This is a genomic window from Cellulomonas sp. P4_H12, from assembly GCF_056400905.1.
Genome location: NZ_JBFUKJ010000016.1, coordinates 83,863 through 99,474, shown reverse-complemented (window position 1 = coordinate 99,474; position 15,612 = coordinate 83,863). Strand labels below are relative to the sequence as shown.

The 15,612-nt window shown below is 72.7% G+C and carries 15 protein-coding genes; 3 read left to right on the top strand and 12 right to left on the bottom strand.

Annotated features, from left to right (window positions below; translation table 11 throughout):
* Both AC1DQC_RS10965 and AC1DQC_RS10960 read left to right on the top strand, forming a co-directional pair.
* Positions 1 to 1,350, top strand: a 1,350-nt coding sequence (locus AC1DQC_RS10965) for a DUF349 domain-containing protein (RefSeq protein WP_477051267.1), incomplete at its 5' end; no start/stop codon positions are given.
* 112 nt (positions 1,351 to 1,462) lie between these two features.
* Positions 1,463 to 2,038 (top strand): hypothetical protein, encoded by a 576-nt coding sequence (locus AC1DQC_RS10960; protein ID WP_477051266.1) that lies wholly within the window; start codon positions 1,463 to 1,465, stop codon positions 2,036 to 2,038.
* Here AC1DQC_RS10960 and AC1DQC_RS10955 read toward each other — a convergent pair.
* The 10 genes from AC1DQC_RS10955 to pdxT all read right to left on the bottom strand — a co-directional run bounded on the left by AC1DQC_RS10955 (position 2,025) and on the right by pdxT (position 12,520).
* A complete protein-coding gene (locus AC1DQC_RS10955) occupies positions 2,025 to 4,349 on the bottom strand; it encodes a RelA/SpoT family protein (RefSeq protein ID WP_477051265.1) in 2,325 nt (774 codons plus the stop codon). The genes AC1DQC_RS10960 and AC1DQC_RS10955 overlap by 14 nt on opposite strands.
* 82 nt (positions 4,350 to 4,431) lie before the next feature.
* Positions 4,432 to 5,010 carry an adenine phosphoribosyltransferase gene (locus AC1DQC_RS10950; RefSeq protein WP_477051264.1) on the bottom strand — a complete coding sequence of 193 codons (579 nt, stop codon included), beginning with the start codon at positions 5,008 to 5,010 and terminating at the stop codon, positions 4,432 to 4,434.
* Complete coding sequence (secF, locus tag AC1DQC_RS10945; RefSeq protein ID WP_477051263.1) at positions 5,007 to 6,101, bottom strand: protein translocase subunit SecF; 1,095 nt, start codon at positions 6,099 to 6,101, stop codon at positions 5,007 to 5,009. The genes AC1DQC_RS10950 and secF overlap by 4 nt, the downstream gene beginning before the upstream one ends.
* On the bottom strand, positions 6,101 to 8,002 hold the full coding sequence (secD, locus tag AC1DQC_RS10940; protein ID WP_477051262.1) for a protein translocase subunit SecD: 1,902 nt from the start codon (positions 8,000 to 8,002) through the stop codon (positions 6,101 to 6,103). The genes secF and secD overlap by 1 nt, the downstream gene beginning before the upstream one ends.
* A gap of 85 nt (positions 8,003 to 8,087) precedes the next feature.
* Positions 8,088 to 8,510 (bottom strand): preprotein translocase subunit YajC, encoded by a 423-nt coding sequence (gene yajC / locus AC1DQC_RS10935; RefSeq protein WP_477051261.1) that lies wholly within the window; start codon positions 8,508 to 8,510, stop codon positions 8,088 to 8,090.
* A gap of 105 nt (positions 8,511 to 8,615) precedes the next feature.
* Complete coding sequence (gene ruvB / locus AC1DQC_RS10930) at positions 8,616 to 9,674, bottom strand: Holliday junction branch migration DNA helicase RuvB (protein WP_477051260.1); 1,059 nt, start codon at positions 9,672 to 9,674, stop codon at positions 8,616 to 8,618.
* Positions 9,667 to 10,278 (bottom strand): Holliday junction branch migration protein RuvA, encoded by a 612-nt coding sequence (ruvA, locus tag AC1DQC_RS10925; RefSeq protein WP_477051259.1) that lies wholly within the window; start codon positions 10,276 to 10,278, stop codon positions 9,667 to 9,669. Before ruvA ends, ruvB begins: the two co-directional genes overlap by 8 nt.
* Before the next feature lie 80 nt (positions 10,279 to 10,358).
* Positions 10,359 to 10,925 (bottom strand): crossover junction endodeoxyribonuclease RuvC, encoded by a 567-nt coding sequence (ruvC, locus tag AC1DQC_RS10920; RefSeq protein WP_477051258.1) that lies wholly within the window; start codon positions 10,923 to 10,925, stop codon positions 10,359 to 10,361.
* Positions 10,926 to 11,119: 194 nt separating this feature from the next.
* Complete coding sequence (locus AC1DQC_RS10915) at positions 11,120 to 11,875, bottom strand: YebC/PmpR family DNA-binding transcriptional regulator (protein WP_456825740.1); 756 nt, start codon at positions 11,873 to 11,875, stop codon at positions 11,120 to 11,122.
* Between the two features lie 45 nt (positions 11,876 to 11,920).
* On the bottom strand, positions 11,921 to 12,520 hold the full coding sequence (gene pdxT, locus AC1DQC_RS10910) for a pyridoxal 5'-phosphate synthase glutaminase subunit PdxT (protein ID WP_477051257.1): 600 nt from the start codon (positions 12,518 to 12,520) through the stop codon (positions 11,921 to 11,923).
* A gap of 273 nt (positions 12,521 to 12,793) precedes the next feature.
* Between pdxT and kynU the strand changes: the two genes are divergently transcribed.
* Positions 12,794 to 14,026 carry a kynureninase gene (gene kynU, locus AC1DQC_RS10905; protein WP_477051256.1) on the top strand — a complete coding sequence of 411 codons (1,233 nt, stop codon included), beginning with the start codon at positions 12,794 to 12,796 and terminating at the stop codon, positions 14,024 to 14,026.
* Between the two features lies 1 nt (position 14,027).
* Here kynU and AC1DQC_RS10900 read toward each other — a convergent pair whose 3' ends face one another.
* Together AC1DQC_RS10900 and pdxS are read right to left on the bottom strand one after the other, a co-directional pair.
* The gene (locus AC1DQC_RS10900) at positions 14,028 to 14,657 is read right to left on the bottom strand and encodes an NUDIX hydrolase (RefSeq protein ID WP_477051255.1); all 630 of its coding nucleotides are present in this window, start codon (positions 14,655 to 14,657) and stop codon (positions 14,028 to 14,030) included.
* Positions 14,654 to 15,577, bottom strand: a complete 924-nt coding sequence (gene pdxS / locus AC1DQC_RS10895) for a pyridoxal 5'-phosphate synthase lyase subunit PdxS (RefSeq protein WP_477042485.1) — start codon at positions 15,575 to 15,577, stop codon at positions 14,654 to 14,656. Before pdxS ends, AC1DQC_RS10900 begins: the two co-directional genes overlap by 4 nt.
* Positions 15,578 to 15,612 lie beyond the last annotated feature (35 nt).

The window sequence follows — 15,612 nt, the reverse complement described above, 5'->3', positions numbered from 1 at the left end:
CGGCCCGTCCCGCACCCGCCGGCCCACCCGACGCCGTCCGCGGTCGCGGCCGCGCCCGCGGCACCCGTCGCCCCGCCGCAGGACGCCGCCGAGGCGGYTCACGCAGCGACGTTCGGCAGCGTCGACGCCGAGGGCAACGTCTCGGTCCGCGAGGCCGCGGGCGAGCGCGTGGTCGGCCAGTACCCCGGCGCGACGCAGGAGGAGGCGCTCGCCCTCTACGTGCGGCGGTTCCTCGACCTGCAGGCCAAGGTGACGCTCTTCGAGGCCCGCCTCGGCGCAACCGACCTCTCGGTCAAGGAGATCGACCAGACGCTCGCGCGGCTCACCGAGGAGGTAGCCGAGCCGGCCGCCGTCGGTGACCTGGACGGGCTCCGGGCGCGCCTCGAGGCGCTCCAGGCGACCGCGGCCGAGCGCCGCGCGGCCGCGGAGGTCGAGCGCGCTGCGGCCCGCGAGGCCGCGGTGGCCGCCCGGACTCAGATCGTCGAGCAGGCCGAGAAGATCGCGGCGACGGACCCGTCCCGCATCCAGTGGCGGCCCGCCGGCGAACAGCTGCGCACGCTGCTGGACCAGTGGAAGGAGGCGCAGCGCTCCGGGCCGCGCCTCGACCGGCCGACGGAGGAGTCGCTCTGGAAGCGGTTCAGCCACGCCCGCACCACGTTCGACCGCGAGCGTCGCCACTTCTTCGCCGAGCTGGAGACGCGCAACGCCTCGGCCAAGAGCGTCAAGGAGGGCCTCGTCGCCGAGGCCGAGCGGCTGCAGTCCAGCACCGACTGGGGCGCCACCGCGGGGGTCTTCCGTGACCTCATGACGCAGTGGAAGGCCGCCGGGCGTGCCAGCCGCGCCGACGACGACGCCCTCTGGGCCCGGTTCCGCGCCGCGCAGGACGCGTTCTTCGCCGCGCGCGACGCGCAGTCTGCGGCGACGGACGAGGAGTTCCGGGCGAACCTCGAGGTCAAGGAGGCCCTGCTGGTCGAGGCGGAGGCCCTCGTCCCGGTGACGGACCTCGCGGCGGCCAAGTCGGCGCTGCACCGGATCCAGGACCGCTGGGAGGCGGCGGGCAAGGTGCCTCGCGGCGACGTCCAGCGGGTCGAGGGTCGCCTCCGCGCGGTCGAGACCGCGATTCGCGACACCGACCAGGCGCAGTGGCGTCGCACCAACCCCGAGACCCGCGCGCGTGCCGAGGGGGCGGCCGCCCAGCTCGAGCAGGCGATCGCCGGTCTCGAGGCCGACCTGGACCGCGCGAAGGCGGCCGGCGACGCTCGCCGGATCGCCGACGCCCAGGCGGCACTCGACGCGCGCCGTGCGTGGCTCGAGCAGGTGCAGCGCGCCGCTCAGGACGCCCGCGGCTGACGGCACCCGCCCGGCTCCCAGGCCCTCGCCCCGTCCGGGGCGGGGGCCTGCGTCGTCCACAGATCGGCGCGACGGCCGCTCTGGCCGCCGCGCTGACGACCATGCTGGTCGCGTGGGCACCAGTCTGGAGGCGTATCGGGCCAGTGCGCCGGTCCTCCCCCGCACCGTGACCCGCGACGACGTCGGCGCGGCCGCGTGGTTCGGCCTCCTGCGCGACGGCGTCGTCCGGATCGTCTGGGGCGACGTGGCGATCGCTGCCGACCTCGTCGACACCCCTGAGCTCCGCGCCCTCGCGGTGGCCTCTCTCGTCCCCTCGCGCGGCGTGCTGGGCCGCCGGACCGCCGCCTGGGTGCACACGGGCCGCTACCCGCCCGTCCGCGTCGAGGTGCTCGTCCGCGCCGGCGGCCGGCGGACCGACCCGCACCCGGCCCGGATCGCGGCGGAGGCCGTGCTCGAGCCCGCGGACGTCGTGCACGTCGGCGGGCTCCGGGCCACGTCGGTCCAGCGGACCGGCATCGACGTCGCCCGCATGCTCCCGCGCCGAGAGGCCCTGCCGGTGCTGCACGCCCTGCAGGACGTCGGGCTCGACCCCGAGCGGGCCTGCGAGCAGCTCGCGACCCTGCGGGGGTACCGCGGGATCCGTCATGCCGACGCGACCCTGAGGTCCCTGGACCTCAGGCGCGGATGACGGGTTCCTCGGCGGCCTTGGCGCCGGTGATGCGGTAGACGTCGAACACGCCCTCCACCTTGCGGACGGCCGCGAGCACCGACGCGAGGTGGTTCGGCTCGGCCATCTCGAACACGAACCGCGACAGGGCCACCCGGTCCCGGGACGTCGAGACGGACGCCGACAGGATGTTGACGTGCGAGTCGGACAGCACGCGCGTGACGTCGGAGAGCAGGCGGCTGCGGTCCAGCGCCTCGACCTGGATCTGGACCAGGAACAGCGACGTGCTGTTGTGGCTCCAGGCGACGTCGACCATGCGCTCGGGCTCCGACCGCAGGCTCTGCACGTTGATGCAGTCGCTGCGGTGCACGCTCACGCCCGCGCCGCGGGTCACGAAGCCGACGATGTCATCGCCGGGCACGGGCGTGCAGCACTTGGCCAGCTTGACCCAGATGTCGTCGACGCCCTTGACCACGACGCCCGGGTCGCCCGTGCGCACCCGCCGCTGGGTCTGGCCGGGCCGCGCGACCTCGGCGAGGTCCTCCTCGGCGGCCGTCTCGCCACCCATCGACTGCACGAGCCGCTGCACGACCGTCGCCGCGGAGACTTGTCCCTCGCCGATCGCCGCGTACAGCGCCGAGACGTCGGCGTACCGCATCTCGTTGGCGAGGGCGACCAGGGACTCGTGCGACAGCAGGCGCTGGATCGGCAGGTTCTGCTTGCGCATCGCCTTGGCGATGGCGTCCTTGCCGTGCTCGATCGCCTCCTCGCGGCGCTCCTTGGAGAACCACTGGCGGATCTTGTTGCGCGCCCGGGGGCTCTTGACGAAACCGAGCCAGTCGCGCGACGGACCCGCGGTCTCGGACTTCGAGGTGAAGACGTCGACGACGTCGCCGTTCTCCAGCGACGAGTCGAGGGGCACGAGCCGGCCGTTGACGCGGGCGCCCATGGTCCGGTGCCCGACCTCGGTGTGCACGGCGTACGCGAAGTCGACCGGGGTCGAGCCCGACGGCAGGCCGATCACGTCGCCCTTGGGCGTGAACACGTAGACCTCGGAACCGGCGATCTCGAACCGCAGCGAGTCCAGGAACTCGCTGGGGTCGGCCGTCTCCTTCTGCCAGTCGACCAGCTGCCGCAGCCACTGCATGTCGTTGCCGGCGGTGTCCGGGTCCGCGGAGCTGCCGTTCTTCGCGCTCTCCTTGTACTTCCAGTGCGCGGCGACGCCGTACTCCGCACGACGGTGCATGTCGTGCGTGCGGATCTGGATCTCGACGGGCTTGCCGCCGGGGCCGATCACGGTGGTGTGCAGCGACTGGTAGAGGTTGAACTTGGGCATCGCGATGTAGTCCTTGAACCGGCCCGGCACCGGGTTCCACCGCGCGTGCAGCGCGCCCAGCGCCGCGTAGCAGTCCCGCACCGAGTCGACCAGGACGCGCACCCCGACGAGGTCGTAGATGTCCGCGAAGTCGCGGCCGCGCACGATCATCTTCTGGTAGATCGAGTAGTAGTGCTTGGGACGCCCGGTCACCGTCGCGCGGATCTTGGCCTTGCCGAGGTCCTGACCCACCTGCTCGCGGACGGTCGCCAGGTACTCCTCACGGGCCGGCGCGCGCTCGGCCACCAGGTGCACGATCTCGTCGTAGACCTTGGGGTACAGGGTCGCGAACGACAGGTCCTCGAGCTCCCACTTGATGGTGTTCATGCCGAGCCGGTGGGCCAGCGGCGCGTAGATCTCGAGCGTCTCGCGCGCCTTCTTCTCGGCCGACGCCGCGGCGACGAACTTCCAGGTCCGCGCGTTGTGCAGCCGGTCCGCCAGCTTGATCACCAGCACGCGGATGTCGCGGGACATCGCGACCACCATCTTGCGGACGGTCTCGGCCTGGGCCGCGTCCCCGTAGGTGACCTTGTCCAGCTTGGTGACGCCGTCGACGAGCATCGCGATCTCGGGCCCGAACTCGCGACGCAGCTGGTCGAGCGAGTAGTCGGTGTCCTCCACCGTGTCGTGCAGCAGCGCGGCGGCCAGCGTCGAGGGCGTCATGCCCAGCTCGGCGAGGATCGTCGCCACCGCGACGGGGTGCGTGATGTACGGGTCGCCGGACTTGCGCAGCTGACCCCGGTGCGCCCGCTCGGCGACGACGTACGCCTGCTCGACGACGGCCAGGTCGGCCTTCGGGTGGTTGGTGCGCGCGGCCTGGAGCACCGGCTCGATGGCCGGGAACGCAGCCCCGCTGCGTGCGCCGAACCGGCCCAGGCGCGAACGCATCCGGCTCGACGGAGAGTCGCTCTGCGTCGCCGGGACACCGGTCTCAGGCGTGCGGACGTCCTCGCTCATCACACCCCCTCCCACGGTCGAGGCGACAGTCTACGACCGCGCAGAGGGTGGGACGGTCACGGGGCGACGATGCCGGGGCAGGTCAGGCCACCGCGACGAGCACGTCGATCGCGCGGCCGGGCAGCTGGTCGCGCCCGCGGAGCGCCTCGAGCTCCACGAGGAACGACAGCCCGACGACCTCGGCGCCGCAGCGCTCCAGGAGGGCGACCGTGGCCGCCGCCGTACCGCCGGTGGCCAGGACGTCGTCGATGACCAGCACGCGGGCGCCCGCCGGGACGGTGTCCGCGTGGATCTCGATCGTCGCCGTCCCGTACTCGAGCTCGTACGACTCTGCGGCCGTCGGACCGGGAAGCTTGCCGGCCTTGCGCACCGGCAGCACCCCGGCACCGAGCGCGACGGCGACGGGGGCGGCGAAGAGGAACCCGCGCGCCTCCATGCCGGCCACGAGGTCGACCGGGCCGTCGACCCGACGGGCGATCTCGGCGACCACGTCGGCGAAGGCCCGGGCGTCGGCGAGCAGCGGCGTGATGTCGCGGAAGAGCACCCCGGGCTGGGGGTAGTCGGGGACCAGCCGCACCAGCTCGTCGATGCGGCGCAGCACGTCCGCACGCGCGGCGGGGACCCCCGAAGGAGTCCCCGCCGCGCCGACCGGACCGGTCATCGCTTGCGCTTCGGCTGGGCGGCGACGCCCTGGTGCGAGCCGGGCTTGAGGGCACCCACCGTGACGTGCACGGGGCCGACCTGGTCGGCCTCGACCTCGCCGTCGGCGACGCGCGCCGCCCGGGCCGCCAGGACCTTGCGGGTGTGCTCGCGGATCGGGGCCTCCTGCTGGCGCAGCACGACCTCGAACGGGGTCGCCAGGAAGATCGACGAGAACGTGCCGATCAGCATGCCGACGAAGAGCGCGAGAGCGATGTCGCGCAGCGTGCCGGCACCGAGGATGAACGCGCCGACGAACAGGATCGCGCTCACCGGGAGCAGTGCGACGACGGACGTGTTGATCGACCGGACGAGCGTCTGGTTGACCGCGAGGTTGGCCTTCTCCGCGTACGTGAACCGCGTCTGGTCCAACGTGTCCGCGGTGTTCTCGCGCACCTTGTCGAAGACCACGACCGTGTCGTAGATCGAGTACCCGAGGATGGTGAGGAACCCGATCACCGTCGCCGGCGTGACCTCCCAGCCGACGGCCGCGTACACGCCGACGGTGATGATGAGGTCGTGGAACAGCGCGATCAGTGCCGCGACGGCCATCCGCCAGTTGCGGAAGTAGATCGTCATCACGATCGTCACGAAGACGAGGAACACCAGGATGCCGGTGATCGCCTTCTTGGAGACGTCGGCGCCCCACGACGGACCGATGAACGAGCTGGTGACGTTGGTCGCCTCCGGCACGTTGTACGCGGTGGCGAGGGAGGACTTGACCTCTTCCACCTGGTCGTTGGTCAGCGTCGACGTCTGGATCCGCAGGCTGTCGTCGCCGACGGTCGTGACCTTCGGCTCCTCGTTGGGCGCGACGGCCAGCACGGTGTCGATCGCGAGCTGCTGGTCGTCCTGGGCCACGCCCGACACGACGAACTCGGAGCCGCCCCGGAACTCGATGCCGGGGTTGAGGCCGGGCTTCACGAGGAAGATCGCCGACAGGATCACGAGCACGGTCGAGATCGTGAACCAGATCTTGCGCCGGCCGACGATGTCGTACGACCGCCGGCCGGTGTACAGGTCGTTGCCCCACTGGGCGAATCCGGCGGCCATCAGTGCTCGTTCCCCTCGGTGCGCCCGGACTCGGGCTCGGACTCGGTCGGCGGTGCGTCGACGGGAGCGTCGGACACGGCGGCCTTCTGCTCCGCGGCCTTCGCCGCGGCGCGACGCTCGGCGATCGTCAGACCGCTCGTGCCGCCGCCGACCGCGACCGGCACGCGAGGCGCAGCGCCGGCCTCGACCGGCGCGTCCTCCACCGGGGCGTCCTCGACGCCACTGGTCCGCGGGCCGGTGACCGTGCGCCCGCGGCCCACGTAGCGGGTCCCCGTGACGCCGAGGCGCCGGGGGTCCAGACCGGACCAGCGGTGCCCCTCGCCCCAGAACTTCGTCCGGGCGACCAGCTGCATGATCGGGTGCGTGAACATGAAGACCACGAGCACGTCGATGAGCGTGGTGAGACCAAGCGTGAAGGCGAACCCACGCACGCCTCCGACGGCGAGCAGGTAGAGCACGATCGCCGCGAGGAAGTTCACCGCGTCGGACGCCAGGATGGTGCGCCGGGCGCGCGACCAACCGCGCTCCACGGCGGCCGGCAGCGTCCGGCCCTCGCGCAGCTCGTCGCGGATGCGCTCGAAGTACACGATGAACGAGTCGGCGGTGATACCGATGGCGACGATCAAGCCCGCCACGCCAGGCAGCGAGAGCCGGTAGCCCTGCGTCCACGACAGCAGGGTGATCACGCCGTACGTGACCGTCGCGGCGATGACCAGCGACGCGATCGTCACCAGGCCGAGCGCGCGGTACTGCAGCAGCGAGTAGAGGACGACCAGCACCAGGCCGATCAGGCCGGCGAGCAGACCCTTCTCCAGCTGCTCGGACCCGAGCGTCGCGGAGATCTGCTCCTCGCTCTGGACCTCGAACGTCAGCGGCAGCGAACCGAAGTTGAGCTGGTTGGCCAGGTTGGCCGCGCTCTCGCGCGTGAACGTGCCGGAGATCTGGGCCTTGCCGTCCGAGATGATCACGCCGGTGTCGAGGCTCGGGGCCGAGATGACCAGCCCGTCGAGGACCATCGCGAACTGGTTCTGCGGCGGCGACGACGCCAGGCCCTGCAGGCGGGTGGTGACGTCGGTGAACTGCGTGGTGCCCTTCGAGTCGAACGTGATGTTCACGACCCACTCGTTGCTGGTGCCGCCGTTGGGCAGCTGCTTCAGGCCCGAGCTCGCGCCCGAGATGCGCGCGCCCTCGATCTCGACCGGACCAAGGATGTACTTCGCGCTGCCGTCCTGGCTGCACGTGACGAAGGCCTTGTCCGGGTCACCGTTGACACCACCGGTGAGGTTCTTGGGGTCGGTGCAGTCGAGGGCGTCGAAGTCCGCCTGCACCTTCGGCGTGACGTAGTACGCCGTGTCGCTCGGGCTGTCGGGCGCCGCCTTGGTCGGCTCGTCCGACGGCTCCTCCGCGGCCGCCACGCTGGGCGTCGGCGTCGGGGTGGCCGCGGCATCCGTGCCGGCCGCGGAGGCGGTCGGGGACGGCGTCGCGGAGGTGTCCGTCGGGGTCGGGTTACCGACCGCGAGCACGGGACGGAAGGCCATCTGCGCCGAGGTCCGGACGAGCTCGAGGGTCTGCTCGCTCGGGTGACCCGGCAGGGCGACGACGATGTTGCCGCCGCTCTGGCTCGTGATCTCCGCCTCGGCCACGCCCGACGAGTCGACGCGCTGGCGGATGACGTCGATCGCCTGGGAGATCGTCGCCGAGTCCGGCGTGCCGCCGCCCTCCTCGAGCACGGGCTTGAGGATGATCTGCGTCCCGCCCTCGAGGTCGAGCGCAAGGTTCGGGGTCCACGAGGCGTCGGACCACTTGACGCCCGCGGCGATGGCGCCGAACAGGGCGAGGATGATGACGCCGAGCACGGTGAGCGTGCGGACGGGCCTCTGACGGCGGGTTGGAGGAGCCAACGGAGTTCTTCTCTCGTGCGCGCACCGACCGCGCGGAGCGGCCGGTGGGGTCAAGGTCCGGGCGTCGTCACCCAGACCAAACGGTCTACTTGGTGTCCGGGTCCCCGTCCTTGCGGGCGGGCGGCAGCGAGGACAGGTCGTCCGGGACGTCGATCACGTCGTCGTTCGCGTGGCTGATGCGGTCGGCATCGGCCACCGCGTCCTGCACCTCGTCGTCTGCCTCGACGTCGTCCACGTCGTCGATCTCCTCGACGACCGGGTCGATCTTCTTCGCGATGGCGGCGCGGATCCAACGCGTCTGGCTGCCCGGCGCGGACTCCAGCGTGATGACGTCGTCCTCGACGTCCACGACGGTGCCCAGCAGACCCGACGCCGTCATGACCTCGTCACCGGCGACCAGGTTGTTGCGGAACTCCGCTGCCGTGCGCTGCTGCTTGCGCGTGCGGTTCGACATGAGCCACAGGGCGCCGAGGGCGACGGCAAGGATGACGAGGAAGGAAGGATCCACGGCTGACAGGCTCCGATCGGGTGGTGTGTCCGCCGCAGTCTAGGCGCAGCGGCTCGCCGCTCCAACGCACGGAGCCCGCGAAGGGTTCCGACGTGCGAGACCGGCTCAGCCGAACAGTGTGCCCGATCCGTGGGGCATCTCGAGACCAAGGTGCGCCCAGGCTGCCGGCAGCGCGACCCGACCGCGGGCCGTCCGCCCGATCAGGCCCTCCCGCACGAGGAACGGCTCCGCCACGGTTTCCACCGTCTCCGCCTCCTCCGCGACGGCGACCGCCAGCGTGGTGAGACCCACCGGGCCTCCCCCGAACCGGGTGCAGAGCGCGGTGAGGACCGCGCGGTCCAGCCGGTCGAGCCCGAGCTGGTCGACCTCGTACACCTCGAGCGCCGCACGCGCCGCCGCCAGGCTGAGGGTGCCGTCTCCGCGCACCTCGGCCCAGTCCCGTACGCGTCTGAGCAGCCGGTTCGCGATGCGGGGAGTGCCCCGGGACCGGGACGCGATCTCGGCGGCGGCCGCGTGGTCGAGCGGCACGCCGAGCAGCCCGGCGGACCGCACCAGCACCTGCTCGAGCTCGTCGGCTGAGTAGAAGTCCAGGTGCGCTGTGAAGCCGAACCGGTCGCGCAACGGGGCCGGCAGCAGGCCCGCCCGCGTGGTGGCGCCGACCACGGTGAACGGCGGCAGGGTCAGCGGGATCGCGCTGGCGCCCGCCCCCTTGCCGACGATGACGTCGACCCGGAAGTCCTCCATCGCCATGTAGAGGAGTTCCTCGGCGGGCCGCGCGATCCGGTGGATCTCGTCCAGGAAGAGCACCTCGCCGTCCTCGAGCGAGGACAGGACGGCTGCGAGATCGCCCGCATGCTGGATGGCCGGTCCACTGGTGACGCGCAATGACGCCCCCATCTCGGCGGCGATGATCATGGCGAGCGTCGTCTTGCCCAGCCCCGGCGGACCCGAGAGCAGCACGTGGTCGGGCGCGCGGCCGCGACCTCGCGCGGCGTCGAGCACCAAGGAGAGCTGGTCGCGCACGACGCGCTGCSCGACGAACTCCTCGAGCCTGCGCGGGCGCAGCGCGGCCTCGGCGGCACGCTCCAGGTCGTCGGCCCCGGAGCGGACCAGCGACTCGGCGGCGAACCGCTCGGTCACCAGCTCCTCGTGCTCGTCAGCCACGACCGCCGCCCAGGGTCCGCAGGGCCGCCCGCAGCACGCCCGCGACCTCGTCGGCGGCCACCGGCCCCTCGGTGCCCTCGAGCACGGACGACACGGCGTCGCCCGCCGCGCGAGCGTTCCAGCCGAGACCGACGAGCGCCTCCACCACCTGGTCGCGACGGTCGCCGCCGAACACGGCGGCCGCCGGCGCGGAGACGCTAGAAGGGGCGCCGATCCGGTCCTTGAGCTCGAGGACGATGCGCTGCGCGCCCTTGAGGCCGATGCCGGGCACGCGCTGGAGCGCCTTGACGTCCTCCTCGACCACCGCGCGGCGCAGGCCGTCGGGCGTGTGCACGGCCAGCATGGCCAGAGCGAGCCGGGGGCCGACGCCGCTCACGGTCTGCACGATCTCGAAGATCTCGCGCTCCTCGGCGTCCGCGAACCCGAACAGCGTGAGCGCGTCCTCCCGGACGATCAGCGACGTGGCCAGCTGCGCGGTCGACCCCACCCGCAGCCCCGCGAGCGTCGCGGGGGTCGCGTGCACCAGCAGGCCCACTCCCCCGACCTCAACCACCGCCGCATCGAGCCGGACCGCCTGCACCGTGCCGTGGACCGACGCGATCACCGGTCACCCTCCTTGGGTCGAGAACTGAAGCCGGGAACACTCTGGCACACCGAGGCGAACAGGTGTACGAAGACACGCGGTCAGCCGCGGCGGCGCGCCGCCTGCTCGGCGGTGGCCCACGCGCGCTGGGCGGCGGTGAGCGAGCCGGGCGCGCGCTGCGGGGTGCCGAGCGCGCCGGCCGGCCGCCACAGGTGGCAGACGGCGAGGGCKAGGGCGTCGGCGGCGTCGGCAGGGCGGGGCAGCTCCTCGAGGCGCAGCAGCCGCTGCACCATGGTCTGGACCTGGACCTTGTCCGCGCGCCCGTTCCCCGTGACGGCGGCCTTGACCTCGCTCGGGGTGTGCAGCGCGACGGGGATCCTGCGGCGCGCGGCGGCCACCATCGCGATGCCCGCCACCTGGGCGGTGCCCATCACCGTGGGCAGGTTGTGCTGCGCGAACACGCGCTCCACGGCGACCGCGTCGGGCGCGTGCTCCTCGAGCCACTCCTCGATCTGGCGCTCGATCGACAGCAGCCGCTGGTCCACGTCCCAGAGCGCGTCCGACGTCGCGACGCCGACGGCGACCATGGCCAGGCCGCGGGACGGGAGCCCGTCGACGACCCCCAGCCCGCACCTGGTCAGGCCGGGGTCGACTCCGAGGACGCGCACGCCGCCATCGTCCCAGCCCCGGCGGTGCGATCCCGGGAGGCCACGCCCGGCACGACGAAGGGGCCCGACCGCCGCGCGGCCGGGCCCCTCCGTGACGCTCCGGCTCAGTCCTCCTCGTTCGTGGTCGGACCGAGCCTGCGCTCCGCTACGGCCGAGTGACGCTCCGCGCCCCTCGACCTCCGCTGCGCTCCGGCTCAGTCCTCCTCGAGCTCCGCCATGACCTCGTCGGACGCGTCGAAGTTCGCGTAGACGTTCTGCACGTCGTCGGAGTCCTCGAGCGCGTCGATGAGGCGCAGGATCTTGCGGGCGCCCTCGGCGTCGACCTCGATCTGCGTCGCGGGCCAGAACACGACGTCCGCCGAGTCGTACTCGATGCCGGCGTTCTGCAGGGCGGTGCGCACGGGCACGAGGTCGGTGGCCTCGGAGAGCACCTCGAAGGCCTCGCCGAGGTCGTTGACCTCCTCGCCACCCGCGTCGAGCACGGCCTCCACGACGGCGTCCTCGTCGGTGCCCTCCTTCGGCACGATGACGACGCCCTTGCGCGAGAACAGGTACGACACCGAGCCGGGATCGGCCATCTGACCGCCGTTGCGCGTGAACGCGACGCGCACGTCCGACGCGGCGCGGTTGCGGTTGTCCGTGAGGCACTCGACGAGCACCGCGACGCCGCCCGAGCCGTAGCCCTCGTACATGATCGTCGTGTAGTCGGCGCCGCCGGCCTCCTGGCCGGACCCGCGCTTGACCGCACGGTTGATGTTGTCGATGGGGACCGAGTTCTTCTTGGCCTTCTGCACCGCGTCGAAGAGCGTGGGGTTGCCCGCGAGGTCACCGCCGCCGGTGCGCGCGGCCACCTCGATGTTCTTGATGAGCTTCGCGAAGAGCTTGCTCCGCTTGGCGTCGACCACGGCCTTCTTGTGCTTGGTGGTGGCCCACTTGGAGTGACCCGACATCGCTTCGCTACCCCTTCGTCTCCCGCGCGGCTACGACGCCGACCCTCACAGGGTGTCGCGGACGATCTCTACGAACAGTTGGTGCACCCGGGTGTCCCCGGTGACCTCCGGATGGAACGAGGTCACGAGCAACGGCCCCTGACGCACCGCGACGATCCTACCGGCGGCGGGCCCGGACTCCACCCGCGCCAGCACGGTGGCGGCCGGCCCGACCTCCTCGACCCACGGTGCGCGGATGAACACGGCGTGCACCGGGCCGTCCACACCCTCGATCGACAGGTCGGTCTCGAACGACTCCACCTGCCGGCCGAAGGCGTTGCGGCGCACCGTGACGTCGACCCCGCCGAGCGTCTGCTGCCCCTCGATCCCGCCGAGCACGCGGTCGGCCAGCAGGATCATCCCGGCGCACGAGCCGTAGGCGGGCATGCCGCCGCGCAGGCGTTCCTGGACCGGGTCGAACAGGTCGAACGCGCGCAGGAGCTTGTCGATGGTCGTCGACTCGCCGCCGGGGATCACCAGGGCGTCGACGGCGTCGAGCTCGCGCCGGCGGCGCACCGGCACAGCCTGCGCCCCCACGGACGTGAGGGCGTGCACGTGCTCGCGCACGTCACCCTGCAGGGCGAGGACTCCGACGGTCACGGTCACGACGGGCGAGTCTAGGCGTCGCGCGCGCCGGCGCCACGACGTGCCCGCGCGCTGGATCCCGGCGAGACCGGCTCCCGGCGAGCGTCGGATCCCGCCGCACTTGGTGCCCCAGTGGCGTGTGGGACGCCGCGGACGCCACTCGAGCCCCGTGGGCACCAAGTGCGGCAGGGTCGGACGGCACCCAGGCGCCCAACGCGGCACGGCGGACGACCCCGGGGCGCGAAGCGGCGCAAGGGCGGCCGCGGCACGACCGTCGTCGTAGGCTCGCGGATCGTGACCCTCGACGAGCTCGACGCCCTCGCCGCGACCCTCGACGCCGCGCACGCCGCGACGGACCTGCGCGACCGCTTCCTGCTCCCGCCCGGCGTCGTGTACCTCGACGGCAACTCGCTGGGCGCGCTGCCGGTCGGCGTGCCCGAGGCGGTCGAGCGGGTGGTGCGGCAGGAGTGGGGCCACGACCTCATCGCGTCGTGGAACACGCACGGGTGGTGGGACGCGCCGGTCCGCGTGGGCGACGCGATCGGGCGGCTGGTCGGCGCCGCGCCGGGGCAGGTCGTCGTGGGCGACTCCACCAGCGTGCGCCTGCACCAGTCGCTGCACGCGGCCGCCGCGCTGCGTCCCGACCGCTCCGTGGTGCTCACCGAGCCGGGCTCGTTCCCCACCGACCAGTACGTGATCGCCGGCGTCGCCGCGCAGGTCGGGTGGCGCGTCGAGCACGCGACGCCCGCGGAGATCCCCGGCCGGCTCGGGCCCGACGTCGCGGTCGTCGTGCTGTCGCACGTGGACTACCGGACCGGCGAGCTGCTCGACCTGCCGGGGCTCACGGCCGCGGCGCACGACGCCGGCGCGCTGGTGGTGTGGGACCTCTGCCACTCCGCGGGCGCGGTACCGGTCGGGCTCGACGAGCACGGCGTCGACCTGGCCGTCGGCTGCGGCTACAAGTACCTGAACGGCGGCCCTGGAGCGCCGGCGTTCGGCTACGTCGCCGCGCGGCACCAGGACGCGTTCGTCAACGTGCTGCCCGGCTGGCACGGACATGCCCAGCCGTTCGCGATGGCCGACGAGTACGAGGGCGCGGCCGGGATCGCCCGGGCGCGCATCGGGACGCCGCCGCTGCTGTCGATGCTGGCCCTGGAGGCAGCGCTGCACGCGTTCGACGGGGTCGCGATCGAGGACGTCCGGCGCCGGTCGCTGTCCCTCACGCGGTTCCTGCGCGACGCCATCACGGCGGTGCTGCCCGCCGCCGAGTTCGCGTCGCCCGAGGCGGACGACCGGCGCGGCTCGCAGGTCGCCCTGCGACACCCGGACGCGTACGGCATCGTCCAGGCGTTGGCCGCGCGCGGGGTGGTCGGCGACTTCCGCACCCCCGACGTCGTCCGGCTGGGCGTCGCCGCGCCGTACCTGACGCACGCCGACCTGGTCACCGCGGTGCGCGCGCTGCGCGACGTGCTCGACGCGGGCGAGCACCGGGATCCCGCGTGGACGACGCGCAACGCCGTCACCTGACCTACTCGCGCGCGAGCCCCAGGTGCCGCGTCTGGCCGTCCCAAGCCGGCAGGAGCCCGCGCACGAGCGCTACCAGCGACTCGGGGAAGACCTCGATCTCGACCCGGTCGAGGTCGTCGAGCGACCACCACCGCAGCTCGTCGATGACGTCGTGCTCCAGCTCGGTCCAGCCGGCGCGGTCGACGGCCGCGAACGACGCCGCGGGCACCCGAGCCAGGTAGATCGTCTCGTCCTGCCGGCAGTGCTCGAGGAAGAAGTCGAAGATGGCCGAGCGCGTGAACACCGGCCCGACGAGCTGGGCGGGGTCGAGCACGATGCCCGTCTCCTCGCGGACCTCGCGCAGGGCCGCCGACAGTGGGTCCTCGCCGTCGTCGATGCCGCCACCGACCGTGAACCACCAGCTCCGCTCGGGCTGGTCGACGTCGTGCCCTCGGATCAGCAGCACCCGGTCGTCCTCGTCGAGCAGGATCACGCGCGCGGCCTCGCGGAACAGCAGGCCGTCGTCGCCGCGGCGCCACTCGGGCCCGAGCCCGTGCACCGGTCCGCCGCCGTGGGCGCTCGACCGGCCGGCAACGGCAGAGGCCGCGGACGGGTCGTCCGCGGCCTCGGCCACCGTGTGGTCCTGCGTCACCAGCCGCGCTCGGCCAGGCGGTGCGGCTCGGGGACGTCCTCGACGTTGATGCCGACCATGGCCTCGCCCAGGCCGCGCGAGACCTTGGCGATGACGTCCGGGTCGTCGAAGAACGTGGTCGCCTTGACGATCGCGGCAGCCCGCTCGGCGGGGTTGCCCGACTTGAAGATCCCGGAACCGACGAACACGCCCTCGGCGCCGAGCTGCATCATCATCGCGGCGTCGGCCGGGGTGGCGATGCCGCCCGCGGTGAAGAGCACGACGGGCAGCTTGCCCGCCTCGGCGACCTCCTTGACCAGGTCGTACGGCGCCTGCAGCTCCTTGGCGGCGACGAACAGCTCGTCCTCCGGCAGCGAGGTCAGGCGGCGGATCTGGTCGCGCAGAGTGCGCATGTGCGTCGTCGCGTTGGAGACGTCACCCGTGCCCGCCTCGCCCTTGGAGCGGATCATGGCCGCGCCCTCGGTGATGCGGCGCAGCGCCTCGCCCAGGTTGGTCGCGCCGCAGACGAAGGGAACCGTGAAGCCCCACTTGTCGATGTGGTGCGCGTAGTCCGCCGGCGTGAGCACCTCGGACTCGTCGATGTAGTCGACGCCGAGCGACTGCAGCACCTGCGCCTCGACGAAGTGGCCGATGCGGGCCTTCGCCATGACGGGGATGGAGACGGCCTCGATGATGCCGTCGATGAGGTCGGGGTCGCTCATGCGCGCGACGCCGCCCTGTGCGCGGATGTCGGCCGGCACGCGCTCGAGGGCCATCACGGCGACGGCTCCGGCGTCCTCGGCGATCTTCGCCTGGTCGGCGGTGACGACGTCCATGATGACGCCGCCCTTGAGCATCTCGGCCATCCCCCGCTTCACGCGGGCGGTGCCGATGACGCCGGCGTGCGTCGCGGTGGTGGGCTGGCTGTTCTCGCTGGTCACGTCGAGCCTCGCAGATCGTGGTGCGGTCGGGGTAC